Raw genomic sequence first — 24,580 nt, 5'->3', positions numbered from 1 at the left:
TGAACCCACGCCTGAACCATCATCGGCCTTGCATACGCGGCGTGGTTTTTACAGACCAAAGGGAGCCGCCTGCCACCGAATGCCTCCGCCGACTGACGGGTCGAAGCCTACTATCTTGAAGGTTTGACGATGAGGGCTTCCACACGTCCTGAGCGCTCGCCGGAGCTCACTCGCTATGCACGGGCGCAGTCCGAAGCGCCCCTGCGAACGAACCTGAAAGGATTAGAAGAATATTCTGGGCGTAAACGCCAATAGCCCACCGATGTTTCGGCGGGCGTCTGGCGCTGCATAAGCAGAGATTCTGTTGTTGAAGTTTGTTCCTATCAGATTCTGTGTTCACGTCTGATTAAGAATTGTACGCAAAAGCCGAGGGAGGGTCAACTTGAACAGCGATTGTCAATTTAGTTGCATCGGAAGGTTGCGATCAAGATGTCATTGCGCCGTAGCCTTCTGCGAGCGACGCACTCTTCATCTCTATGAGTTTAACCATCCGTTATCAGTGCGTTGATCCTGGCTTAACGTCTCTGGCGCTTAATAGAGTGTGCTTTGCGTCCAAAGATGGACTTCATCGATTCATCGAAGCAGAGCAAGGCTCTGCCCCATTGATCTGATTTTGCGTGGTGTTTTATGGCGGCAATTTTGTTGCTGGTGGACGGCCTGCGTCCAGATGCCCTCTCGCTGGTCGATGCGCCTCAGATTGCAGGATTGATGCGACGAGGCGCTTCTTCGCTGCAGGCGCGCTCGGTCACGCCGAGCATTACGCTTCCCTGTCATGTTTCGATTTTCCATAGCGTTCCGCCGCAGCGCCACGGCGTCATGACCAATGCCTGGCAGCCGATGGCGCGGCCGCTGCCGGGGTTGATCGAGCAGGCGAAACAGGCCGGCAAGCGCTGCTATTTCTTCCACAACTGGGAGCCGTTGCGCGACCTCAACCGGCCGGAGATGTTGGAGCTTTCTTTCTATCAGAACACCTGCTACACCCCGGAAGGCGACCTGACGATCGCCGAGGTCGCCGCCCAGCGGATTGCTGCGGACCGACCTGATTTCGCCTTCGTCTACTTTGGAACCGTCGACGTCGCCGGCCATCAGTTCGGCTGGATGTCGGAGGCCTATCTGCGTCAGATCGAGCGGGTGGACAAGGGCGTCGGCATGGTGCTGGACGCGCTGCAGCCGGAGGACGTTGTGCTGTTGCAGAGCGATCACGGCGGCCACGAGCGCACGCACGGCGCTGAACTGGCTGAAGACATGCTGATCCCCTGGGTGGTCGCAGGCCCAGGCATTCGTCGCAATTACGTCATCCAAACGGAGTTGACCTTGCTCGACACTGCGCCGACGCTTGCTCGCATTTTGCAAATTCCGGCTCATCCTCAATGGGAGGGTCGGTGCATCGATGAAATTTTTGAAACATGATTTGAAACAAGGTTTATGCGAAAAAGAAAGGAACGTAAGAGCGATGCTGCAAAGAATTTTGCGAATCTTAGGAGCGATGGCAATCGTAGGCGCGTTGGCCGCCTGTGCGGCGCCCGCCCCGTCGCCAGGGGCGGGCGGTGAAGCTGTCTCCGTTGCAGCTGGTGACGCAGCGGCGCCCTCCTCGCCGAGCGGCGTGTTGATCGTGGCGCTGCCGCTTGACCCCAATTCGATCAATCCACCCAATGCCGCCGACCGCATGGCCGGCAACGTGATTAACCAGATTTTCGACAGCCTGCTCGAGGTGGACAACGTCACCAATGAGCTGCGCCCTTCGCTCGCTCCAGAATGGACGGTGAGCGAGGACGGGATGGAATACACCTTCAAATTGCGCGAGGGCGTGCGCTTCCACGACGGCTCCCCCTTCGACGCCCAGGATGTCGTCGCCACTTTTGAGGCGGGCAAAGATCCCGTCAACGCCTACGCCTCTGCATATGCCAATGTCACCGTCGAGGTGGTGGACGATTACACCGTCAAGCTCAAGCCCAGTACGCCGGACGTCACTTTCCTGCGCTCGCTGGTCGGCTACAACATCATCTCCGCCGAACAGTTCGCCGCTGAGGGCAACGCCGGCATCGAGGTCAGGCCGATCGGAAGCGGGCCGTTTAAATTCGTCGAATGGAGCAAGGGCAACCGCATCGTGCTGGAGGCGTTCGAGGAGTATTGGGATGAGGGCAAACCGCTGGTGCAGCAGGTGATCTTCCGTCCGATCCCGGAATCGTCCACGCGGCTGGCCGCCATCCAGACCGGCGAGGTGCACATCATCAACCGCCTGAGCGCCGACGAGGCGAGGACGCTGGAGGGCGTCGACGGCGTCGAGTTGATCACCTACCCCGCCGATCGCGTCTACTATATTGCCTTCAACAATCTCACCACCGGCGTCGGCAAGCCGACCGAAGATGTGCGCGTGCGTCAGGCCATGAACTACGCCGTCGACCGTCAGGCGATTGTGGACAGCCTCTTCGGCGGCAACGCCCGGCTGTCCGCAGGCTTTGTCACACCGTGGAACCTGGGCTTTGACGAGTCGCTTCAGCCCTACCCCTACGATCCGGAGCGGGCGCGTGCGTTGCTGGCCGAGGCGGGCTATCCCAACGGCTTTACGATCGGCATGGCGTGCCCAATCGGCGCCTACACCAGCTTCGAGGACGTCTGCCAGGCTGTGGCCAACTACCTGGCCGAGGTGGGCATCACGTTGGAAGGCGGCGAGATCGAGTTTTTGGAAAGCGGCGTTTACTGGGATCGCCAGTCGAAAAAGGAGCTGCCTCCGCTCTTTGGCGATAGCTGGTCGGCCGCCGTGGGCGAGGCGCTGCCGCGCCTGGTGGGCGCCTTGGGCGGCTGGCAAGAAAGCTACTCCGCCTGGTCTGATCCAGAAATTGACCGCTACCTGGCCGCCATCAGCAGCACCTTCGACGTTGAGGCGCGCGCGGCGCTGTATAAAGAGCTGCAGGCGTACATGTACGAAAATCCGCCGTTCATCTACCTGTACGAACCGATCACCTTCGAGGCGATCCGCTCTGCGGTGAAAGGCTATGCGCCGAATTCGGTGGAGCAGTACTATCTGAAGCACGTCTATCTGGCCGAGTAACGAACTTCGTCTGCGACCGGCTCACGTTGACCCCTTGCCGAATGAGCGTTCCTCGTTCGGCAGGGGGCTGAATTCTGGCTTAAACGAATGCAACGCTATCTGTTGATGCGCCTTGGGCAGTCACTGTTGTTGCTTTTTGGGGCGCTGGTGCTCGTTTTCTGGATGGTGCGCCTCACCGGCGACCCGGCTGCGCTGCTGATTGCGCGCGATTTCGCCTCGCCAGAGCAATTGCAGGAGATGCGCACAGCGCTCGGCTTGAATGATGCTTTGCACGTCCAATTCATTCGCTACACCGGCGATGTGCTGCGCGGCGACTTAGGGTATTCCCTGCGTTTTCGTCAGCCGGTGCGCGAGGTGATTTTCGCCGCCTTGCCGATCACGTTGTTGCTCTCGACGCTGGCCATGGCGATTGCGCTGACGGTTGCGATCCCGCTCGGCGTGATCGGCGGCGTCTCGCCGGGGAGCTGGAAGGATTCGCTGGCGCGGCTCGTGGGCTTGCTTGGGCAGGCGACGCCCACCTTCTGGCTGGCGTTGATTCTGATCTGGGTCTTCGCCGTGAACCTGCGTTGGCTGCCGTCGTTCGGCGTGGACGGGCCGCACTCTTTCATCCTGCCCGCCTTCGCCCTCTCGATCGGCGCAGTCGGGCAGCTGGTGCGCCTCACGCGCTCTGCAGTGTTGGAAATCCGCAACGAGGACTACATCCGCACGGCGCGCAGCAAAGGGCTTTCGCCGTTCACGATCGGTCTGCATCACATTGCGCGCAACGCTTCGATTGCGCTGGTCAGCGTCGTCGGCATCCAGTTCACCTATTTGATGGCCGGCTCGATTTATATTGAGTCGATTTTCGCCATCCCCGGCATCGGCTGGATGCTCAACGAGGCGATCCGCAACCGCGATTTTGTGTTGGTGCAGTCGCTCACGCTTTTCATTGCCACGTTCGCCGTGCTGATTCATCTGGCGACCGATGTGATTTACAGCGTGCTCGACCCGCGCATCCGCCATCGGTGACTTGCTTATGGAACAGGCTATTGCACCCACCGCGCCTATCCGGCAATCTTCGCCCGTCAGTGGCCGGTCCGCGCATCTGCTGCGCCTGCTGCGTCGCGACCGCCTGGCGCTTCTGGGGTTGGTCATTTTGGTCGGCTTTGTGTTGATTGCCATCTTTGCGCCGCTGCTGGCGCCCCATGACCCGCTGGCGCAGAACCTGCGCGCTTCGAGATTGCCGCCCGCCTGGCAGGAAGGAGGCTCCTGGGAGCATCCCCTCGGCACCGACCGTCTGGGCCGCGATCTGCTGAGCCGCATCCTCTACGGCGCCCGCGTCTCGTTGCTGGTGGGATTTTTTGGGGCAACGCTGGCCTGTCTGCTCGGGCTGGCGGTCGGCGTGTTGGCGGGCTATCTGGGCGGCTGGGTGGACGCCCTCATCTCAGGGCTTGTCAACCTGCTGCTTTCGATCCCTTATCTTGTGCTGGTGATTGTCGTGGCGGCTTTAGTCGGGCGCAGCCTGGTCAACGTGATCTTGCTTTTTGGAATCACGACGGCGCCGCTCTTTGCGCGCGTTGTACGCGGGGAAGTGTTGCGGCTGCGCGCCATGGCGTTCGTCGAGGCGACGGTCGCCATCGGAACGCCGCCGCTGCGCGTACTGTTGCGCCACATTGTCCCCAATCTGACCGGGCCGCTGGTGACACTGGCGACCTTCGAGATGTCGGCGATGATCTTCTACGAGGCCGGACTCGGCTTTCTCGGCCTCAGCGTGCCTCCCAATGTGCCGAGCTGGGGCAACCTGCTCTCCACGGGCCGCGAGTCGCTGATGGCGGGCATGCCGTGGCTTTCGCTCTACCCAGGGCTGGCGATAGCCTTGACCGCCCTGGGCATCAACCTGCTCGGCGACTGGCTGCGCGACGCAACCGATCCGCGCATGCGGCGATGAGCGAGACGACTATCGATAGCTTGCGTAGATTGCATCCGCCTGCCCGGTTGTAAAGGCGATTACGTCGTATGGTTCAGGGGTGAAGCCGTCGATTTCCATTCCCGGCGATCCGATCGGCATGCCTGGAACGGCCAGGCCGGTGATCGACGGACGTTCGGTCAGCAGGCGGCGAATCTCCTTCGCCGGCACGTGACCCTCGATGACATAGCCATCCACGATGGCGGTGTGGCAGGACTGGAGCCTCGCCGGCACCTGATACTGCGCTTTGAGCGGGGTCAGGTCGTTGCGGTCCACCGCCTTGACCGTGAACCCAGCCTCCTGCAGGTGCGCAATCCAGTCGCCACAGCACCCTCAGGTGGGCGATTTGTAGACGGTGATGGTGGCCGCCGCGTCTTGTGCAGGGGCGAGCGATGGCTCCGCCTTTTGAGCGCTGCACGCTGCAGCCAGCGCAAACAACGCCAGCAGAACCAAAGAAAGAACCCAACGCATATCTCTCTTCCTTTTCAAGGCCCAATGCGCATTGCGCATCCTCTTCACTGCGTCCTGATTGTATCACATGGTGCGCCATGTGTCCGCCACATGATGATTGACGGCGTTCACCAGCGTTCCGTCTGCGATCAGGCGGCGCACCTGTTCGACGTAGGGATAGAGGACGGCGTCCTCCTCGAGGAAGGGGGCGATCTGACGGATCAGCGCGTAGGCGTGGCGCGTGCCGCGGCCCAACTTGGCGTTGGCGCCCAGCTTTTGGCGGCGAAAGTCGATCCCTTGCGCAGCGGCCAAGAGCTCGATGGCCAGGATGCGCTCGACGTTGTCGTTGATCTGGCGCAGCTTCAGCCCGGCGGTGACGCCCATGCTCACGTGATCTTCCACATTCGCCGAAGTTGGGATCGTGTCCACGCTGGCCGGGTGCGCCAGCACTTTGTTTTCGGTGGCGAGCGCAGCCGCCGTGTACTGCGTGATCATAAAGCCGGAATTCAGCCCTCCGCGCTGCGTGAGAAAGGCGGGCAGCACGTGCGCGTTGCTCGCCTCGTCGGTCAGGCGCATAATGCGTCGCTCAGAAATGTTGCCCAGCTCCGCCATCGCCATGCCCAGATAGTCCATGGCAATGGCCAGCGGCTCGCCGTGAAAGTTGCCGCCCGACAGCACTTCGACGGCGCCGCTCCGCTCGTCGATGAAAAGGAGCGGGTTGTCCGTCACAGCGTTGAGTTCGATCTCCATTGCCCAGCGTGCGTAGGCGATGGCGTCGCGTACGGCGCCGTGCACCTGGGGAATGCAACGTAGGGTGTAGGCGTCTTGCACGTTGGTCGGATCGGGATGACGCGTGAACTCGCTCTCCTGCAACAGTTCGCGCAAGTAGGCGGCGCAGTTGATCTGCCGTGGAAAGGGGCGCAGAGCGTGGATGCGTTCATCGAAGGCCAGCGGCGTCCCATGCAGCGCCTCCAGGCTCAAGCAGCCCGCGATGTCGGCGACGCGGCTCAAGCTGCGCGCCCGCCAGGATTCCAACGTCCCCAGCGCCGTCATCACCGCCGTGCCGTTGGTGAGCGCCAGCCCTTCCTTGGCGGCGAGCGTGAGTGGAGCCAGCCCCTTGAGGGCCAACGCCTCTGCGCCGGGCAGGACGCGTCCATCCACTTCCGCCTCGCCCATGCCGATCATCACCAGCGCCATGTGGGCCAGCGGCGCCAGGTCGCCGGAAGCGCCGAGCGAACCCTTCTGGGGGATCACCGGATGCACGCCGCGGTTGAGCATCTCCAGCAGCAGCTCCAGTGTAGTCGGTCGCACGCCGGAGTAGCCGCGCGCCAGCGCGTTGGCGCGAATCAGCAGGATGGCGCGCACGGTGGCGCGGTCGAACGGCTCGCCGACGCCCACGGCGTGGCTCATGACGATGTTGCGCTGCAGCTGCTCCACCTGATCGAGCGGGATCAGGCGGTCTTTGAAGGCGCCGAAGCCGGTGGTGACGCCGTAGGCGACGACGCCCTGGGCGATCAGCTGCTGCACGGCTGCGGCGGAGCGCTCGACGCGTCCACGCGCCGCCTCTGCCAGGCGCACCGCCGGCGCGCCCGGTTCGCCGTGCGCCACAGCGATCACTTGCTCAATCGTGAGATGTTCGCCGTCGAGGTGAAGGACGTCTGGCAAGGCATTTCTCTTTCATCTATCACATCCATCCGCCAAGCAATCCCAGCGCAGCTCCGCCGAGGACCAGCCAGGTGGAGTTGATTTTATACCGAATCAAAAGGCCGGTGGAAACCAAAGCAATCCCGATCGTCAGCGGATCGATCAGTGAGGCCCGACTCAGCTCCACCGTGACGGCGGCCATCAAGCCCAGCGACGCAACGTTGACGCCGTCGAGCAGAGCGCCGAACCAGGTCGAACTGCGCAGCTGCGGGATGAACGGGCTGCTGAGCGCCACGAAGACAAAGGCCGGCAAAAAGATGCCCAGCGTTGCCACCAGCGCGCCCGGCGTCCCGCCGAGCACAAAGCCGACGAAAGTGGCGGTGGTGAAGACCGGGCCGGGCGTCACCTGTCCAATGGCGATGGCGTCGAGCAGCTGCTGATCGCTCAGCCAACCAAGCCGCACGACGAAGTCCGCGCGCATGAAGGCGAGCAGCACGTAGCCGCTGCCGTAGAGCACCGAGCCGATCTTCAGGAAGGTGAAAAAGAGGGTGGAAAGATTGAACGGCGTCGTCGCAAGCGCCGGCAGGCTGAAGAGCGCCAGCGGCGCCGCCAGATCGTGCAGACGCCCTTGGCGGATGCGTTGCAGGTTGGAGGTCATCATCACAACGGCGCCGCCTGCAAACAGCAGGGCGATCTCATTGACCTGCAAGAAATAGAGCGCAAAGGCGCCGATCCCGACGGCCAGCGTCAGCGCGTCCTTCACAGCCCTGCGGCCCAGGTCAAGAAGCGCCAGCGCCACGATGGCGACCATGACCGGCTTGACGCCGTAGAGCAGCCAGGTTGCAGCCGGCGTTGCGCCGTACTCGACATAGGTCCACGCCAGCGCCATTACGATCCCCATGGCAGGCAAAATAAAGCAGGCGCCGCCTATCAGCAGCCCCAACCATCCTGCGCGGCGAAAACCGATGTGGATCGCCATCTCCGTGGAATTGGGGCCAGGGATCAGGTTGGTTGCGCCCAAGAGATCGAGAAACTCCTGGTCGTTCAGCCAGCGCCGCCGCTTGACGACCTCGTCGTGCATCATGGCGATGTGGGCCGCCGGCCCGCCGAACGCCGTGAAACCGAGCCGGAGGAACAGCGCAGCCAGCTCGATCAGTCGTCGCTGCAACGAGGGTTCGGTCCGGGCGTCTTGTGGATTCATCGTCCGTCGCCGTGAAGGAGAAGTTGAGAGGAAAAGGTCATTGGTTGCTTTTCAGGTCGATGCGCAAGGGCCGTCGTCCTCTTCCAGGAAACTCCAAAGTTTCCTGGAAGAGGATTCCCTGATCCTTGTGGAATCAAGCGGTCAAGTCATTTTGTCTTATTGATTTGTCTAGGCTGCGCCGGGAACCGGCGAGAGCGCAGGACGCCCGTCCGTCGGTCGCTGCGTCGCGCGTGCGACCTGCTCCTGCCGCCGGAATTGGCTCATGTAAAGGTTGTAGTAGAAACCCTGCCGCGCCAGCAGTTCTTCGTGCGTCCCCCGTTCAATGATCTCGCCGTTGACCAGCACCAACACCAGGTCGGCGTTGCGGATGGTGCTGAGGCGGTGGGCAATGACGAAGCTCGTGCGGTCGGCGAGCAGCTGCTCCAGCGCTGCCTGAATCTGGCGCTCGGTGCGCGTGTCCACGCTGCTGGTCGCTTCGTCGAGGATGAGCAGCCGCGGGTTCGCCAGCGCCGCGCGCGCAATCGAGAGAAGCTGACGCTGTCCCTGGCTCAGCCCCGCCCCGCGCTCGCCGAGCACGGTGTTGTAGCCGTTGGGCAGCCGTTCAATGAACTCGTGGGCGCGCGCCAGCTTGGCCGCAGCGATCACTTCTTCTTCCGTCGCATCGGGCCGGCCGTAGCGGATGTTGTTCATGACCGTATCGCTGAAGAGGAAGGTGTCCTGCAGCACCACGCCGATCTGCTTGCGCAGCGCGTCGAGTTTGACGTCGCGCACATCGACGCCGTCGATCAGCACGGCCCCGCGCGTCACATCGTAAAAGCGTGGCAGCAAACTGACCAGCGTCGTCTTGCCGGCTCCGGTCGGGCCTACGATGGCGATCGTCTGCCCCGGCTCGGCGACCAGATGGACGCCCTTGAGCACCGGCTCGCCCGGCTTATACTCCGCCCAGACGTCGCGAAATTCGACGCGACCCTGAATGGGCGGCATTGGGATGGCGTCGGGTTTTTCGACGATCTCAGGCGGCTCGTCGAGCAGATCGAAGATGCGCTCCGCGCCGGCGACCGCGCTCTGGATGTTCGTCCACAGCACGGCGATTTGGGCGATCGGCTGATTGAAGCGCTGCACATAGCCGATGAAGGCGACGATCAGGCCGAGCGTCACCGCTGCGCCGCCCAGCGTCTGCCCTTGCAGCAGAAAGACGCCGCCGACGCCCGCCACGATGGCGATGGCGACGTAGCCGAACGCCTCCAGCGTGGGCGCCAGGGCGGAGGTGTAGGCGACGGCGCGCAGGTTGGCGTCGCGATTGGCGGCGTTGCTGGCGCGGAAGGCTTCGATGTTGGCTTCTTCCCGGCTGAAGGCCTGCACCTCGCGCACGCCGGAGATGCTTTCCTCCAGCTCGGCGTTGACGTTGCCGATCTCTTTGCGCGTGACGCGGAACGCCTTGCGCGCCTGCGCACTGAACCAGATGGTCGCCGCAGCCATCAACGGCATAACGGCCAGGCTCAGCAGCGCGTAGGCCCAGTTGAGCGCCAGCATGTTCCAGGCGATCCAGACGAGCAGGAGCGCGCCGCCCAGCACCTGAATCAGGGCGAAGCTGATCGCCTGCTGGATCGTGCTGACGTCATTGGTGATGCGACTCATCAGGTCACCGCTCTCGTTGCGGCTGTAGAAGCCGAGCGAGAGCCGCTGCAGATGGGCGAACACTTCCACCTGAAGCGTGCGCAGCACATGGTTGCCCGCCCACGCCATCAGAAAAAACATGGCGCCGCCGGTCAGCGCGCCGACCACAAAAAAGGCGATCAATCCCACCACCAGCCGCCCCAGCCCGGCCATGAATTCAGCCGCCGGCGCATCGGCGGGAACCGTCCCAAACCAGCAGACGAAGCTGCTGCGCTCCACCGGCGCAGGCGCTGCGTTCTGCGCCGGCGCGCCTTGCGAGGCGTTGGCCGCGTTTTCGTCGCTGCGCAGCGCGCTCGTCACCGCGGGCGTCAAATAGCAATCCACCGCCTGCCCAAGCAGCTCCGGCGTGACCACCTGCACCCAGGCGTTGACGATCATGAGCGCGGCGACGCCGACCAGCGCCAGCCAATAGGGTTTGAAATAACCGGTCAGACGCCCCAGCGTGCGACCGACGCTGCGCGGCTTGCTGACCTCTTGTTCCAGCATCCCGCGTGGACCACCGATCATAGGATCAACTCCAGTTCTTTGTCCGCAGGCTCGACGGTTGGGTCTTCAACCAGCTGGCTGCGATAGATTTCCGCATAGGCAGGGCTGTTTTCGATCAACTCGGCGTGCGTTCCCTCGGCGACGATGCGCCCCTTTTCCAGCACCAGGATTTTGTCGGCGTTGAGCACCGTGCTGATGCGCTGGGCGATGACGAAGCTTGTGCGACCCTTCATCAAGCGGTCGAGCGCCTGCTGGATTTGCAGCTCGGTTTGCACGTCGACGGCGCTGGTCGAATCGTCCAGGATCAGGATGCGCGGGTTCAGCAACAGCGCGCGGGCGATGGCGATGCGTTGCTTCTGTCCGCCGCTCAGCGTCGTCCCGCGCTCGCCCACCGGCGTGTTGTAGCCTTCGGGGAAGCTCATGATGAACTCATGCGCAGCCGCAGCCTTGGCGGCGGCGATCACTTCCTCGTCGCTGGCGTCGGGCCGGCCGAAGGCGATGTTGTCGCGGATGGTGCCGGTGAAGAGGTTCGTCTCCTGCAGCACGATGCCGATCTGCCGACGCAGCGATTCGATGGTGACGTCGCGCACGTCGTAGCCGTCGATCAACACGCGGCCGGCGGTGACATCGTAAAAGCGGGGGATCAGGTTGATGATGCTGCTCTTGCCGCTGCCTGTTGCGCCCAGAATGGCGACCGTCTGCCCTGGCTCGGCGCGAAAGCTGACGTCATCCAACACCAGCTCCGAGCTGCCGAAATAGCGGAAAGAGACATGGTCAAAGACCACTTCGCCCTGAATCGGCGGCAAGGGGATGGCGCCGGGCTTGTCGGTCACTTCATTGGGCGCATCGAGGATCTCAAAGATGCGATTGGCGCTGGCGGCGGCCTGACTCATCTGTGAGATGATGAAGCCGAGCTGTCCCAGCGGAAAGAAGACGAAGACGAGGTAGAGGCTGAACTTTTGCCACTCGCCGATAGTCAATGTGCCGGCGATGATCTGCGCTCCACCGAAGTACAGCACCGCAGCCTGGCCGAGGTTGGCGATGAGAAAAATTACAGGAAAGAGAAAGCTGAAGATGCGAGAGACGTGAATTTGCTGGCGCATCAGATCGTCGGCGGCGGCCGTAAAGCGCTTTTGCTCCTGCGCTTCGGTGGCGAAGGCCTTGACCACCTTGATGCCGGCCAGGTTCTCTTGCAGGATGGTGTTGAGCGTCGAGAGCTTTTGCTGCACCTTGCTGAAGAGCGGCTGCGTGATGGCGCCGAAGAGCATGAACATCACGAGCGCAATCGGCAAGATCGGCAGCACGACCAGCGTGAGCTGAAAATTCGTCAACAGCAGCATGATCAGGGCGCCGGTCAACAGCACGATCGCCTGCATCGCCATCAACAGCCCCTGCCCGATAAATAGGCGCACTTTCTCGACGTCGTCGGTGGCGCGAATCATCAGCTGCCCTGTGCGGTTGCGGTCGTGGTAACTGAAGGAAAGGCGCTGAATCTTGGCGAACAGCTCGTTGCGAAAGTCAAAGGCGATGTTCTGTCCGGCTTTCTCCGAGAGATACGCCTGTGCAAAGGCAAACAACCCACGCACAACGGCCATCGTCAGGATCAGCGCGATCGCCCAGTAGAGCGGCGTCAGCGGATTGGCGAGGATGCTCTGCAGCTCGGCGGCGCTCATGCCCGCCTGATGAAGCGCCGCGGCCTGCGCTGCGGCCGGCGCCTGGGCAAGCTGTTGCGCCATCATGCCGCGCGTGACCGCGTCGAGGATGTTCTGCACCAGCTGTGGCACCAATAACTGCGCACCGATGCTCAAGAGCAGCGCTGCGTAGGCGGCGATTGCCACGCCGCGATAGCGCCCTAAATACGCAATGGCGCGGCCGAGGTTCTTGAAATCGGGGCGCGCGCTCTGAGACTGTGAACCTGAGGTCACACATCCTCCTTCTGTAAGTGCGTTTTCACAGGGGTGGGTGGCGTCGATGGGCAGCCGTCTTCACCGATCTGTGCACACAAGGACGCATGCAACTTGCCAAGCAGCTGCTGCAGGTGGGCAATCTCCTCCGCCGAAAAAGAGGTCAGCGCCTGATTGAGCAGCCGCGCATGCGCAGGCGTCGCCTGCTGCACAAGGGTGCGCCCGGCTTCGGTGAGGTGAATTTTGAACTGTCGCCGATCGTCCGGATCGAGCGTGCGCTCAACCAGCCCGGCTTCCTCCAGCGCCCGCAGATGGTCGCTGATCGTATTCTTCGAGACCCGCTGGCTGTGGCTGAGATGCGTCGGGTTCATAGCCTCGCCGCTGATCTGCTCTTCCAGCCATAGCCGCAGCAAAATGCCCCAGCGCGGCGGAGAGAGCGATTCGCGGCGCGTGGCGTCGCCGAGCAGCCGGTCATACGCGCCGGCGGCCATGCGCACCAGGCGCAAGATTTCGATGCCGTGCATGCCCTCGACGCCGGCCTGCGCCAGCAACTTTTGCAGTTGAGTCGCCACCTGAGGGGGCAATCCTGCCGCGTTCGTCATGGCTCGAATTGTACGCCTCCGAATTATTTTTCAATGTAAGCAGTTTTCCCGTCACCTCTCACCTGGTGTTTTGGCGCAAAGCGCAGGCGCCGATTTTCGCCAGGTCTTCGCCGAGCCATTACACTACCTGGAGCAATCGATGCAGAGACGTCGCTGATGCGGATTGTTGCTGCGGATTGGGAGCTTTTGAGCGAACCTCTGCGCCGTTGACTTTCCGACGGCCACCGCCAAGGCGGCTGTCATCGTTTTGTCCAGCCAAGAAGGGATCGTCCATGTTGGCCGCGTATGTCGAGACGCTCCGCAACGCCACCCGCAACGCCCGCATCGTGCTCCTGCTTTCGGCCGTGATGGGGCTGAGCATCGACGGCGGCGTCTATTCCGTGATCTTCAACCTCTACCTGCTGCGCCTCAATTTTGGGCCGGAGTTCGTCGGCCAGATCAATTCGGTGGCCAATTTGACCTTTGCGTTGGGTAGCCTGGCGGCCGGCTGGCTGGGAATGCGCTACGGCAATCGACGCGTGATGATTGCCGGCATGGGGATCGCCGTGGTGGGCGCCCTGGCGCTTCCCCTCGGCGAGCTCGCCCCAAGCGCAACGCGCGCCGTCTGGCTGACGACGACGTTGCTGCTCGCCTATCTGGGCCTGGCGCTGTATTTCGTCAATTCCGGGCCCTTTTTAATTCGCGTCACGCCGGTCAACGCCCGCGGGGCCATCTTCGCCGTGCAGTCGGCGATCAGCGGCCTCGCCTCCTTTGCGGGCGGGCTGCTCGGCGGCATGTTGCCTGCGCTCTTCGCCTTCTGGATGGGCGTGTCGATGATGCATCCTGGGCCATATCGCATGCCTCTGCTTCTGGTCGGCGCCTTGACGGCGGGGGCGCTGCTGTTGGTGTTGCAGACCCGAGAGCCGGAGGCGGATGAGGCCGAACCGGAAAGCCTTGAAGCCAAACCCGGCGCGCCGCGGCCTCGCTCGGCCTATCCATTGATCCTCTTTATGTCGGTCGTGCGCTTCTTGCAGGTGGCGGGCGTCGGCGCGGCTGTGATTTTCTTCAACGTATACATGGACGCTGAACTGCACGTGGCGACCCCGATCATCGGGTTGGTTGCGGCGACGGCGCGCCTTTTGGCTGTGCCGGCGGCGCTGTTGGGCCCGACGCTGGCGCGACGCGTCGGCTATGGGGAAGCGGCGATGCTTGGCTCGTTGGGCGCGTCGCTCAGTCTGCTGCCCCTGGCGTTGATTCCCAATCCGGCGGCGGCGGGCTTAGGGTTCATCGGCCTGCTCGCCTTTACGGCGATTCGCTATCCCACTTTTTACGTGTACATCATGGAGCGCACGCCGCCGCGGCTGCGCGCCACCATGACAGGCGCAGGCGAAATGGCGGCCGGTTTCAGCTTTGCATTGATTTCCCTGTTGGGCGGCTTTATCATCGTGCACTTCGGCTACGCCGCTGCGTTTTTGCTCAGCGCCATCGTCACGCTGGCGGGCACGGCGCTGTTCGCCGTCTATGTATGGAGGCAACGCAAGCGCCCTACGGTCATCACCCCTCCGCCTATCCAGGAGACGGCGATCATTCCACCCCTGGTCGGGCAGCCTGCCCTGGAAGAGGAGGGACGAGCAGAGGGGGATCCGTAGCCGGGGAACCTTCGGGTTATGGGAAGCGGCGTCGCGCCCGCTCCATTTCGATGGCTGCGGCTGTGAAGCGGAAGAGCCGCGCCGGCCGATGGTCGCCGGCGCGCAGGTTGCCGGTGGGTTCGATCACCCCGGCGGCCAGAATCTTGCGCCGGAAGTTGCGTTTGTCCAGCGGCTCGTTGAGGATGGTCTCGTAGACGCGCTGCAGCTCTGAGAGCGTGAACTCTTTCGGCAACAGCAAAAAGCCCAGCGCCGTCCATTCCAACTTCCAGCGCAGCCGCTGCAGCGCATATTCGAGGATGGTGGCGTGGTCGAACGCCAGCTCGGGCAGGTCGTAGATGTTCCACCAGCGCGCCTCGCCTGCGTCTGACGAACCGTGCACCTCCTGCTGCGCCACTTCTTCGGCGCTGAGCAGCGCAAAATAGGCCACGGTGATGACGCGCGTGCGCGGGTCGCGGTCGGGCTTGCCGAAGGTGTAGAGCTGCTCCAGGTAGACGTTGGAGACGTTGGTCTCTTCTTTCAGCTCGCGCAGCGCAGCGTCGTAAAGATCTTCGTTTTCGTCGATGAAGCCGCCCGGCAGCGCCCATTTGCCTTTGAACGGCTCGTGGGCGCGCCGAATCAACAGGACGCGCAGCTCTCCTTCCTGAAAGACGAAGAGAATAATGTCGACGGTGACGGCAGGCCGGGGATGGCTGTAGACGTACTGCTTGGCAGGGGAATGGTTCACGGAAGTTTGCACGGATGCTTCACTCACGGAGCGCCTCACACTTCATTGTGTCGGTGTCAATCCTTTCGGCGTCAAGAGACGACGCCGATAAGACAAGGGAAGTGTCATCTTGACAACATCTTATTCTTTCGCTAGTTTGCCACAGACGCGGCTGTGGAGCAAGAATGCCTGGCTGCCAGGACGAAATTGCATCCTCCCCGCCTTGCAATTTTGACATTCAAAGGGGAGCATGATATTCTGTGAAAGTCAGCAGTTTGCGACGACGAATGGAGTTCGACGCAGCGTGCGGACAACAGAGGGTGTCTCTGAAAACTGCAAACCTGGAGACGTGGTGTAGCGGTTAGCATAACGGCCTGTCAAGCCGTAGGTCGCGGGTTCAAATCCCGTCGTCTCCGCCAAAACGCTCACAGATGAAAGTCTGTGGGCGTTTTTATTTCTGTTGCGGTTGCGTGTTGCGTCGATGAACCCACGCAACACGCAACACGCAGCGCATCTCACTCTTCCTTGCTCTCTCCGCCCATCAGCGACGGATCGGGCGCGCCCATGATGTTGTAGCCGCCGTCCACATAGAGCACCTCGCCGGTGATGCGGGCGGCGCGGTCGCTCAGCAAAAAGGCCGCCGCGTGGCCGACATCCTCCTGGTCAACGTTGCCCATCGGCGCCACCTGGCCGACGTAGTGGAGGCTCTTGCGAAAGCCGCTCACGCCCGAGGCCGCCAGCGTCTTGATCGGTCCGGCGCTGATGGCGTTGACGCGGATGCGATCCTTGCCCAGGTCCCACGCCAGATAGCGCACGGTGGCCTCCAGCGCTGCTTTGGCCACGCCCATGACGTTGTAGTTGGGCGTCACCTTTTCGGCGCCGTAATAGGTCATGGTGAGCATGGCCCCCCCGTCGGTCATGAGCGGTTGCGCACGTTTTGCCAGGGCGATCAGGCTGTAGCAGCTGACGTCGAGCGCAATGCGAAAGCCGTTGCGCGTGGTGTTGATGAAGCGGCCGCCTAGCTCCTCACTCGGTGCGTAGGCGATCGAGTGCACCAGGAAGTCAAGTTTGCCGAAATGCCGCCCAGCCTTGTCGAAGAGGGCGTCGATGGCCTCGTCGCTGGTGACGTCGCACTCTTCCACGAAGCGACTGCCGATGCTCTCCGCCAGCGGCTCGACGCGCTTCTTCAGGATTTCACCGGCGTAGCTGAAACCCAACTCGGCCCCTTCGGCGTGCAGCGCCTGGGCAATCCCCCAGGCAATCGAATTTTTGTTGGCGACGCCGAAAATCAGTCCCTTTTTTCCGCTAAATAGTCCCATGCAATGAGCTCCTTCGTGGTCATTTAGGATTTTGAAGTCGTTCTGGAATATGAAGATGAAGTGGCGCCGCGTGATTCTACACGGCTGCGTCGAATCGTTCGCATAACAGTGTAACACCGGTACGGTGCGATGGTTGCGGGAAACGACAGCCTTTCGATGCACGCGGGCTATGGATAGGAAAATAGAACGCTCGTTTGGGCGTCAAGACGTCGGTGCAGGCCAGGAAAAAGGACATTCGCCGCTCGTTGCAACTGAAGTCGCCCGGCTTTCCAGGCGGCCGAGCGATGGCGTCGATGGGCTGGCCGGCTCGTTGCATGTGCAACGCTAGTCGACAACTACGCGCAGAAACTTGCGTTTGCCCGCCTGAATCACCTGTTCGCCGCTGTTCGGCGTCAGCATGAGCTCTTTCGAGGTCACGACCTCGCCGTTCAGCCGCACGCCGCTCTGTTCCACCAACCGCCGCGCCTCGCTTTTGCTTTTGACCAGGCCGCCTTCCAGGAGGACGTCGAGGATGTTCATGGGCGCAGTCAGAGCGAAGACCGGCGCGTCGCTGGGCGCCTCGCCTTCATGCATGCGACGGGCGTCCTGCGCGGCCTGATCGGCGGCGGCGTCGCCATGGAAGATGCTGACGATCTCCCAGGCCAGCTTGTGCTTCAACTCGCGCATCTCCAGTTGGCCGGACGCGACCTGGGCGAAGAGCGCGTCGATCTCGTCTTGCTCCCAGCGCGTCACCAGCACGGCGTAGGTGTGGATCACGGGGTCGGGCAGGTTGAGCACTTTGGTGAAGATCACGCCCGGCGGCTCGTCGATGCCGATGTAGTTGCCGGTCGATTTGCTCATGCGCAGCACGCCGTCGGTGCCCGGCAGGATGGGGAAGGTGAGCACTACTTGCGGGCGCATGCCGAAGGCTTCCATCAGCTTGCGGCCGGCCATCAGGTTGAACAACTGATCGGTGCCGCCGATCTGCACGTCGGTTTCGAGGGCGACGGCGTCGTAGCCCTGCATGAGCGCGTAGAAGAATTCGTGTAGCCAAATGGCGTCTCCGCGCGCATAGCGATTGGCGAAATTTTCGCGCGCCAGAAATTGCTGCACCGTGAAATTGCTGGCCAGGTTCACGACGTCGCCGAAGGTGAGCTTGCTTAGCCATTCATGGTTGTAGCGGATGCGGGTCTTGCTGCGGTCGAGCACGCGAAAGGCCTGTTCGGCGTAGGTTTGCGCCTTTTCCAGCGCTTCCTCCAGCGTCTGCTGACGCCGCGCCGAATCTTTGTCGCTGGGATCGCCGATCATACCCGTGAAGGTGCCGATCAGGAAGGTCACCTCGTGACCCAAATCCTGGAACTGGCGCAATTTTCGCATAGAGATGGTGTGGCCGAGGTGCAGGTCGGGCGACGAGGGGTCATAGCCGCAGTAGACGCGCAGCGGCCGGCCTGTGTCATAGCTCTCCTGCAGCCGTTCGCGCAGCTCTTTTTCCATGTTTTTGTACGTTTGTTCGTCGCCGAAATCGACGCCGCGCATCAAAATGCGCATCTGCTCATCGACGGGTGGAAAGTGGCTCATCAGAATACTCCGCTCTATTGATGTGTGATTTTTTCGGTATCATAAACCGACACATCGATCACGGTCAATCAGGGGGTGGATTGAAGAGAGGGTGAGCGTCAAAGCGGCGGACTTTGGCCGGTTTCCCCGAATCGAAGTTGGCGCATCCCAATCGGTGACGCCAAATCGAATCTGGCGATGCAATCGCCTCCGTTGTGCTATAATCAAAAGGAATCTATTTCGATAGTCTTTCTCTTACATCCATAGTGCTTTGTCAATCTTTCGTCGTAGAAACCCGATTTCAAGCAGATTCCACCATCAAAACGGAGTGAGACCCATGAAAGTCAATCCACCCACCAATCATCTGATCGGCGCCATGCCGAAGATCGGCATCCGCCCCACCATCGACGGTCGGCTGGGCGGCGTGCGCGAGTCATTGGAGGAGCAGACGATGACGATGGCGCGCACCGTCGCCCGCTTTTTGAGCGAGAATCTGCGCCACTACAACGGCCTGCCGGTGGAGTGCGTGATCGCAGACACCACGATCGGCGGCGTCGCCGAGGCGGCGGCGACGGCGGAGAAGTTCCGCCGCGAGGGCGTCGGCGTTTCGCTCACCGTCACCCCCTGCTGGTGCTACGGCTCGGAGACGATGGACATGGACCCGCATCTCCCCAAGGCGGTGTGGGGCTTCAACGGCACCGAGCGACCGGGCGCCGTCTACCTGGCGGCGGTCTCGGCTGCGCACAATCAGAAGGGGCTGCCCGTCTTTAACATCTACGGTCGCGACGTGCAGGACGTCGGCGACACGACCATCCCCGCCGACGTGCAGGAGAAGCTGCTGCGCTTTGCGCGCGCCGGCCTGGCCGTCGCCAACATGCGCGGCAAATCCTATCTGGCCATGGGCGGCGTGAGCATGGGCATCGCCGGGTCGATCGTCAACCATGATTTCCTGGAGCGTTGGCTGGGCATGCGCGTGGAGACGATCGACATGGTCGAGTTCGTGCGTCGCATCCAGTACGAGATTTACGACAAAGAGGAATTCGAGCGCGCCTACGCCTGGGTGCGCGCCAACTGCGTCGAGGGCAAGGACTACAACCCGCCGGATAAGCAGCGCACCCGCGCCCAGAAGGACGAAGACTGGGCGACCTCGGTCAAGATGGCGCTGATCGCGCGCGACCTGATGATCGGCAACCCCAGGCTGCGCGAGATGGGCTTCGGCGAGGAGGCGCTCGGCCACAACGCCATCGCCGCCGGCTTCCAAGGTCAGCGTCAGTGGACGGACTTTCTGCCCAACGGCGACTTTATGGAGGCGATCCTCACCTCGTCCTTCGACTGGAACGGCATTCGCCCGCCCTTCATCGTCGCCACCGAGAACGACGCGCTCAACGGCATCTCCATGCTCTTCATTCACCTGTTGACCAATGCCGCGGCCATCTTCGCCGACGTGCGCACCTACTGGAGCCCAGAGGCGGTCAAGCGCGTCACCGGCTACGAGCTGACCGGCCGCGCCGCGGGCGGCATTTTGCATCTGATCAACTCCGGCCCGGCTGCGCTGGACGGCACGGGTCAGCAAAGTCGCAACGGCGAACCGGCCATGAAGCCTTTCTGGGAGATTACGCCGGAGGAGGCGGAGGCGTGTCTGAAAGCGACGACCTGGCACGCAGCCATGACCGAATACTTCCGGGGCGGCGGCTGGTCGACGCGCTTCCGCACGCGCGGGGGCATGCCGGTCACGATGATCCGCGTCAATCTGGTGCAGGGGCTGGGGCCGGCGCTGCAGATCGCCGAGGGCTGGACGGTGGACCTGCCCGACGAGGTGCACACCATCCTCGACGAGCGCACCAACCCGACCTGGCCCACGACATGGTTCGTGCCGCGCACGACGGGCAGCGGTCCCTTCCGCGATGTCTACACGGTGATGAACAACTGGGGCGCCAACCACGGCGCTATCGGCTACGGCCATTTCGGCGCCGACGTGATCAGCCTGGCCGCCATGCTGCGCATCCCGGTCTACATGCACAACGTTGATGAGACCGCCATCTTCCGCCCCAGCGCGTGGACGCTCTTCGGCGCCAATGAACCGATGGGCGCCGATTTCCGCGCCTGCGCCAATTTCGGCCCGCTGTACTGGTGAAGTTTTCACCGGGCCGCTGTCTTCCCGGAGGCGAACGCTTCCGGGAAGACAGGAAGCCTGTCATTCCACCCTTTTGCCGATCCGCAGGAATGTGGAATAAGCCCCTTCCGATAGGCGATCTCCTGCACATCACTCAGCATGCTCTGATTGACTCCAAAAGCTTCGCAAAGCTCGTCGGAGCGCACATTTTGCACTTTCTCTCCATCTTGACAACCGCTGGCGGCTATGCTATCCTGTCAAGTGAAACGTTTCACCTGGTCAATTGTCGATTCCCGGAGCGTTCGTGAACCGAAAATTTGAGTGCGCCTACGGCTATTTTTCGCAGGATGGCCGGGAGTACGTCATTACGACGCCGTTCACCCCGCGACCGTGGGGCAACGTCATCAGCAACGGCGACTACAGCCTGATGGTCTCTCAGACCGGCTCGGGTTATAGCTGGCGCGGCAACGCCGGGCAGAACCGCATCACGCGTTCCTTTCAGGATTTGATCAAAGACAACTGGGGAAAATATCTCTACATTCGCGATCTGGATCGGCGGGTGCACTGGTCGGCCACCTACAAGCCGGTGATGCATCCCTTCCGGCGCTACGAGGCGGCCCATGGCCCAGGCTATTCGCGCTTTACACAGCAAATCGAAGAAATTGAAAGCGTTTTGACCGTGTTCGTGGCGGTGGACGCGCCGCTCGAGTTTTTGCACCTGCGCTTGACCAACCTCAGCGATGAGGTGCGCAGGCTGGACGTGACCTCCTATGTCGAATGGTTGCTCGGGTTCGCCCCTGACGAGCATCGCGAGTTTCACAAGCTCTTCATCGACGTTGCGGTGGATGAGAAGCTGAACGCCCTCTTTGCGCGCAAATATCTGTGGGGATTTCCCGACGAACATGGGCGCTACAACAACATCGACTGGCCGTACACCGCCTTCATGGCCGTGAGCGAGCCGCTCAAATCCTACGACGGCGATAAGGAGTCCTTTCTCGGCCTGTACCGTAACGAGGACCGTCCGCGGGCCATGGACGAGCCAACGTTGGCGCGGCGGGTCGGTCGCTTCACGGACGCCATCGCCGCGTTGCAGGCGGCGGTGACGTTGCAGCCGAGAGCGTCGCACACGCTTGTCTTCACGTTGGGTGCAGCGGAGAAGGAGCGGGAAAACGCCGCCGAGCTAATCCGTCGCTATGCTTCGGTGGAGGCGAGCGAACGCGCGCTGCAGGAAGTGCACGCCTTTTGGTCGCGTTTTTTGGACGCCGAACAGGTGGAGACGCCGGACGAGGCTTTGAACTTCATGACCAACGTTTGGGCCAAGTATCAGGCGATCTCCTGCCGGCTGTGGGGCAAGTCGGCCTTTTATCAGGTTTCGGCGGGATACGGCTTTCGCGACCAGCTGCAGGACAGCCAGATTTTTCTGGTCAGCGAGCCGGCGTATGCGCGGCGGCAGTTGCTGCTTCATGCGGCGCAGCAGTTCATCGAAGGCGACGTGCTGCATTGGTGGTTTTCGATTCGAGGCGGCGGGCCGCGCACCAACTGCTCGGACGACCTGCTCTGGCTGCCCTTCATCCTGGACGCCTATCTGAAGGAGACGGCGGACTACGGCATCCTGGACGAGCCGGTTCCCTATCTGAACGGACCGGCGGAGCCGCTCTACGATCATTGTAAGCGCGCCATCGAGCGCTCTTTCTCTCGCTTCTCTCCGCGTGGGGTTCCGCTGATGGGCGACCACGACTGGAACGACGGCCTGAGCGCGGTGGGGACGTTGCTGAAGGGAGAGAGCTTCTGGGTGGCCGAGTTCCTGTATATGATACTCGGCTTCTTTGCCCCGCTGGCGCAGCGACGCGGGGATCATGCGTTCGCCCGCAAGTGCGAGGCTGTTCGCAGCAGCCTGAAAGAGGCGCTCAACCGTTGGGGATGGGACGGCGAGTGGTATCTGCAAGCCACCACCGACGCAGGGGAGCTCCTCGGCTCGCACCAGAACGAGGAAGGCAAAATTTTCCTGATGCCCAACATCTGGGCGGTGATCAGCGGCGCTGCAGATGAGACGCGAGCGCGCACGGCGATGAACGCCGTCACGCAGTGTCTACTGAAAGATTACGGCGCGTTGCTGAACTATCCGGCGTTCACCCGGCCGCGCGCAGACATCGGCTACGTCACGCGTTATGCGCCGGGGTTGCGCGAGAACGGCGGCGTTTATACGCACGCCGCCACGTGGGCGGTGTGGGCCTACGCGCTGATCGGTCAGCCCGAAACGGCGTATGAAGCCTATCGGCGCATCTGTCCGCCCAACCGCAGCGCCGACATCGAGGTGTACAAAGCCGAGCCGTACGTCACGCCTGGAAACATCGACGGCCCTGTTTCGCCGTACTATGGCCGGGGTGGCTGGACCTGGTACACCGGTTCGGCGCAGTGGCTACATCGCGTCGCCACACATTGGATTTTAGGCATCCGTCCGCAGGAGGACGGCCTGTTGGTCGATCCGTCGATTCCGGCGCGCTGGAAGGGGTTCCGCGTCAGGCGGCGCTTCCGCGGCGCGCTTTACGACATTCGAGTTGAGAATCCAGGTAATGTCAACCGGGGCGTCCAGTCCGTCTCCATCGACGGCAAGCCGTATGCGAGCAACTTGCTCCCCGTGTTTGCGGACGGCAGGACGCACGTGATCGAAGTCGTGATGGGAAATCCGAGCGCTGCGTGAAAGGAGGTGCCCCCAGGCCAGAGCATGTTTGCTTCCCACGGTTCCTTCGTCGTTTGTTCATGATCTACTAAGGAGAAAAGACATGAAGATTCACAACCGGCTGATGCATTGGGCGATCGTTCTGGTTCTTGTCGTTGGCCTGGCTGCCTGTGTTGCGCCGCCGGCGGCGCCTGCGCCGGGTGAACCCGCCGCCACACAGCCCCCCGCTGAAGCGCCTGCTGCCGCCGCGCCTGGCGAGACGATCACGCTGCGCTACGCCAACTGGAGCGTGCCGGCGGAGGATGACAACAACCTCGATTGGCGGCTCATCAAGGCCTACATGGAGATGCATCCCAACGTCAAAATCGAGCTCGTCGATATGTCCGGCGAGGGGCGCTGGGATGAGAAGTTGACCGTCTACGCTGCCAGAGGCGCCTTGCCCGACGTCTGGACGGCGGACAACACCCCGCTTTACGTGAAGAACGGCTGGACGGCCGACCTGACGGCGTTCGTCGAAAACGACCCCGACTGGCAGGATGTGCCGGCCGTCTTGAAAGAAGCGGTGACCTACAGTGGCAAGGTGCTGGGATTGCCCGACGCCTACTTCGTCATGGGGTACTTCGTCAATAAAGATCTGTTTGACGCCGCCAATCTGGACGCGCCGGAGTACGGCGTCTCGGTGGATGACTTCTTCAACGCCATGATCGCCGTCACCAACGTGCAGCGGGCGGTGGTCGGCCTGGATGAAGTGGAGCCGATTTTGGGGTGGTATCCGCATACGCTGGACAGCCGGCTGGGCTGGTTTAGCTTTGACGGCGAGAAGATGAATTACAATTCTCCCGCCTTCAGAGCCGCAGTGGCCAAGGCCGGCGAGATGCTTCCCTATAGCTTTGCGGGCCTGACCGAAGAGCAGAAGGCCAACTTCAAGTCCAAAGAGTCCTGGGAATTCCTGAATGAGGAATTCAGCGTGATCTGGGCAGGCGGCTATTGGATTCCCGGCCTGGTGGAGAACGCTCCTTTTGAGTGGGACTTCATCGGCTTCCCCGGCGGCAACCAGGCGATGGTGGTCGACATCCTTGCGGTTTCCTCGGCCACTCAGAACCTGGAGGTGGCCTATGATTTCGCCAAATGGATGAGTTTCTCCAAGGCGGCCTATGCCAAGGAGTTGGAGCTTTCGCGCGAGATGAACCGGGTGCCGATCAACATGCCGGTTTCGGTGGACGCCGAGTCGATTGAAAACTACTTGTCCTTCTTCGGAGACAAGCCCGGCATTCGCAAGGCGATGGAGAACCTGGACGGCAGCATCGTCGAGTCGTTGGCGAAGATCGTGCCCGGCTACATCCAGGCGCGCTGGGAAGGCAAGCCCGGCATCGACATCGGCGAGGACAAGGATGTGAACATGTGGTACATGTTCTACCACGCCAATTCCGGCAAGTTCAAGTTCGAGGATTACGCGCCTCAGCTCGAGGAATTCGCCAATCGCATCCTGGCCGAAGCCCGCGCCGAGTTGCCGAAATAGTCGAAGACCGACGGTTCTTGCGTAGGGGCGGCTCGCAGCCGCCCGTCCTCAACCAAACACAAGGTTGGGGACGACGGGCGGCGACCGGTTCGCCGGAGGGTGGAGGCCCTCACCCCCGCCC

Annotated in this window: 19 protein-coding genes and 1 tRNA gene; 10 read left to right on the top strand and 10 right to left on the bottom strand. The window is 62.1% G+C overall.

The features are described from left to right. The first annotated feature begins 627 nt into the window (after nt 1–627). From Q0367_RS04340 to Q0367_RS04325, 4 genes are all read left to right on the top strand, one after another. On the top strand, nt 628–1,410 hold the full coding sequence (locus Q0367_RS04340) for an alkaline phosphatase family protein (protein ID WP_297632161.1): 783 nt from the start codon (nt 628–630) through the stop codon (nt 1,408–1,410). 76 nt (nt 1,411–1,486) lie between these two features. After that, the gene (locus tag Q0367_RS04335) at nt 1,487–3,052 is read left to right on the top strand and encodes an ABC transporter substrate-binding protein (protein WP_298981083.1); all 1,566 of its coding nucleotides are present in this window, start codon (nt 1,487–1,489) and stop codon (nt 3,050–3,052) included. A gap of 87 nt (nt 3,053–3,139) precedes the next feature. Further along, a complete protein-coding gene (locus Q0367_RS04330; RefSeq protein WP_297632155.1) occupies nt 3,140–4,060 on the top strand; it encodes an ABC transporter permease in 921 nt (306 codons plus the stop codon). A gap of 7 nt (nt 4,061–4,067) precedes the next feature. Further along, nucleotides 4,068–4,979, top strand: a complete 912-nt coding sequence (locus Q0367_RS04325; RefSeq protein ID WP_298981082.1) for an ABC transporter permease — start codon at nt 4,068–4,070, stop codon at nt 4,977–4,979. 9 nt (nt 4,980–4,988) lie between these two features. Here Q0367_RS04325 and Q0367_RS04320 read toward each other — a convergent pair whose 3' ends face one another. The 7 genes from Q0367_RS04320 to Q0367_RS04290 all read right to left on the bottom strand — a co-directional run bounded on the left by Q0367_RS04320 (nt 4,989) and on the right by Q0367_RS04290 (nt 12,961). After that, entirely contained in the window at nt 4,989–5,273 is a 285-nt protein-coding gene (locus Q0367_RS04320) for a DUF411 domain-containing protein (protein ID WP_298981081.1), read from the bottom strand. Between the two features lie 57 nt (nt 5,274–5,330). Next, complete coding sequence (locus Q0367_RS04315; RefSeq protein WP_297632146.1) at nt 5,331–5,468, bottom strand: hypothetical protein; 138 nt, start codon at nt 5,466–5,468, stop codon at nt 5,331–5,333. Between the two features lie 63 nt (nt 5,469–5,531). Further along, a complete protein-coding gene (hutH, locus tag Q0367_RS04310; protein WP_297632143.1) occupies nt 5,532–7,112 on the bottom strand; it encodes a histidine ammonia-lyase in 1,581 nt (526 codons plus the stop codon). Between the two features lie 19 nt (nt 7,113–7,131). Beyond that, the gene (gene chrA / locus Q0367_RS04305) at nt 7,132–8,292 is read right to left on the bottom strand and encodes a chromate efflux transporter (RefSeq protein ID WP_297632140.1); all 1,161 of its coding nucleotides are present in this window, start codon (nt 8,290–8,292) and stop codon (nt 7,132–7,134) included. Nucleotides 8,293–8,460: 168 nt separating this feature from the next. After that, entirely contained in the window at nt 8,461–10,476 is a 2,016-nt protein-coding gene (locus Q0367_RS04300) for an ABC transporter ATP-binding protein (protein WP_298981080.1), read from the bottom strand. Beyond that, entirely contained in the window at nt 10,473–12,380 is a 1,908-nt protein-coding gene (locus tag Q0367_RS04295; RefSeq protein ID WP_298981078.1) for an ABC transporter ATP-binding protein, read from the bottom strand. The genes Q0367_RS04300 and Q0367_RS04295 overlap by 4 nt, the downstream gene beginning before the upstream one ends. Further along, nucleotides 12,377–12,961 (bottom strand): MarR family winged helix-turn-helix transcriptional regulator, encoded by a 585-nt coding sequence (locus Q0367_RS04290; RefSeq protein ID WP_297632133.1) that lies wholly within the window; start codon nt 12,959–12,961, stop codon nt 12,377–12,379. The genes Q0367_RS04295 and Q0367_RS04290 overlap by 4 nt, the downstream gene beginning before the upstream one ends. Nucleotides 12,962–13,233: 272 nt before the next feature. Between Q0367_RS04290 and Q0367_RS04285 the strand changes: the two genes are divergently transcribed. After that, nucleotides 13,234–14,589 (top strand): MFS transporter, encoded by a 1,356-nt coding sequence (locus tag Q0367_RS04285; protein WP_297632130.1) that lies wholly within the window; start codon nt 13,234–13,236, stop codon nt 14,587–14,589. Nucleotides 14,590–14,605: 16 nt separating this feature from the next. Here the strand turns inward: Q0367_RS04285 and Q0367_RS04280 are convergent, their stop codons facing one another. Further along, a complete protein-coding gene (locus Q0367_RS04280) occupies nt 14,606–15,340 on the bottom strand; it encodes an NrtR DNA-binding winged helix domain-containing protein (RefSeq protein ID WP_297632127.1) in 735 nt (244 codons plus the stop codon). A gap of 295 nt (nt 15,341–15,635) precedes the next feature. Here Q0367_RS04280 and Q0367_RS04275 point away from each other — a divergent pair. Then, nucleotides 15,636–15,711: transfer RNA gene (locus tag Q0367_RS04275), tRNA-Asp, on the top strand. A gap of 96 nt (nt 15,712–15,807) precedes the next feature. Here the strand turns inward: Q0367_RS04275 and Q0367_RS04270 are convergent. Then, nucleotides 15,808–16,611 carry an enoyl-ACP reductase gene (locus Q0367_RS04270; protein WP_297632125.1) on the bottom strand — a complete coding sequence of 268 codons (804 nt, stop codon included), beginning with the start codon at nt 16,609–16,611 and terminating at the stop codon, nt 15,808–15,810. A gap of 169 nt (nt 16,612–16,780) precedes the next feature. Between Q0367_RS04270 and Q0367_RS04265 the strand changes: the two genes are divergently transcribed. Next, complete coding sequence (locus tag Q0367_RS04265; RefSeq protein WP_297632123.1) at nt 16,781–16,939, top strand: hypothetical protein; 159 nt, start codon at nt 16,781–16,783, stop codon at nt 16,937–16,939. On the opposite strand, the gene tyrS is transcribed toward Q0367_RS04265, so the two are convergent. Next, nucleotides 16,936–18,168 carry a tyrosine--tRNA ligase gene (gene tyrS, locus Q0367_RS04260; protein ID WP_297632120.1) on the bottom strand — a complete coding sequence of 411 codons (1,233 nt, stop codon included), beginning with the start codon at nt 18,166–18,168 and terminating at the stop codon, nt 16,936–16,938. The two genes, Q0367_RS04265 and tyrS, sit on opposite strands and share 4 nt — an antisense overlap. Before the next feature lie 316 nt (nt 18,169–18,484). Here tyrS and Q0367_RS04255 point away from each other — a divergent pair, with 316 nt between their 5' ends. The 3 genes from Q0367_RS04255 (at nt 18,485) to Q0367_RS04245 (ending at nt 24,459) form a co-directional block, all read left to right on the top strand. Next, a complete protein-coding gene (locus Q0367_RS04255) occupies nt 18,485–20,281 on the top strand; it encodes an L-fucose isomerase (protein ID WP_297632117.1) in 1,797 nt (598 codons plus the stop codon). Between the two features lie 283 nt (nt 20,282–20,564). Continuing rightward, entirely contained in the window at nt 20,565–22,961 is a 2,397-nt protein-coding gene (locus tag Q0367_RS04250) for a GH36-type glycosyl hydrolase domain-containing protein (RefSeq protein WP_297632114.1), read from the top strand. Between the two features lie 82 nt (nt 22,962–23,043). Then, complete coding sequence (locus Q0367_RS04245) at nt 23,044–24,459, top strand: ABC transporter substrate-binding protein (protein ID WP_297632111.1); 1,416 nt, start codon at nt 23,044–23,046, stop codon at nt 24,457–24,459. Nucleotides 24,460–24,580 lie beyond the last annotated feature (121 nt).

It is taken from the genome of uncultured Caldilinea sp. (assembly GCF_937128415.1).
In the GTDB taxonomy this organism is placed as follows: Bacteria; Chloroflexota; Anaerolineae; order Caldilineales; family Caldilineaceae; genus Caldilinea.
Note: the sequence above shows the minus strand (reverse complement) of the source record. Positions and strands in the feature narration are given on the sequence as shown.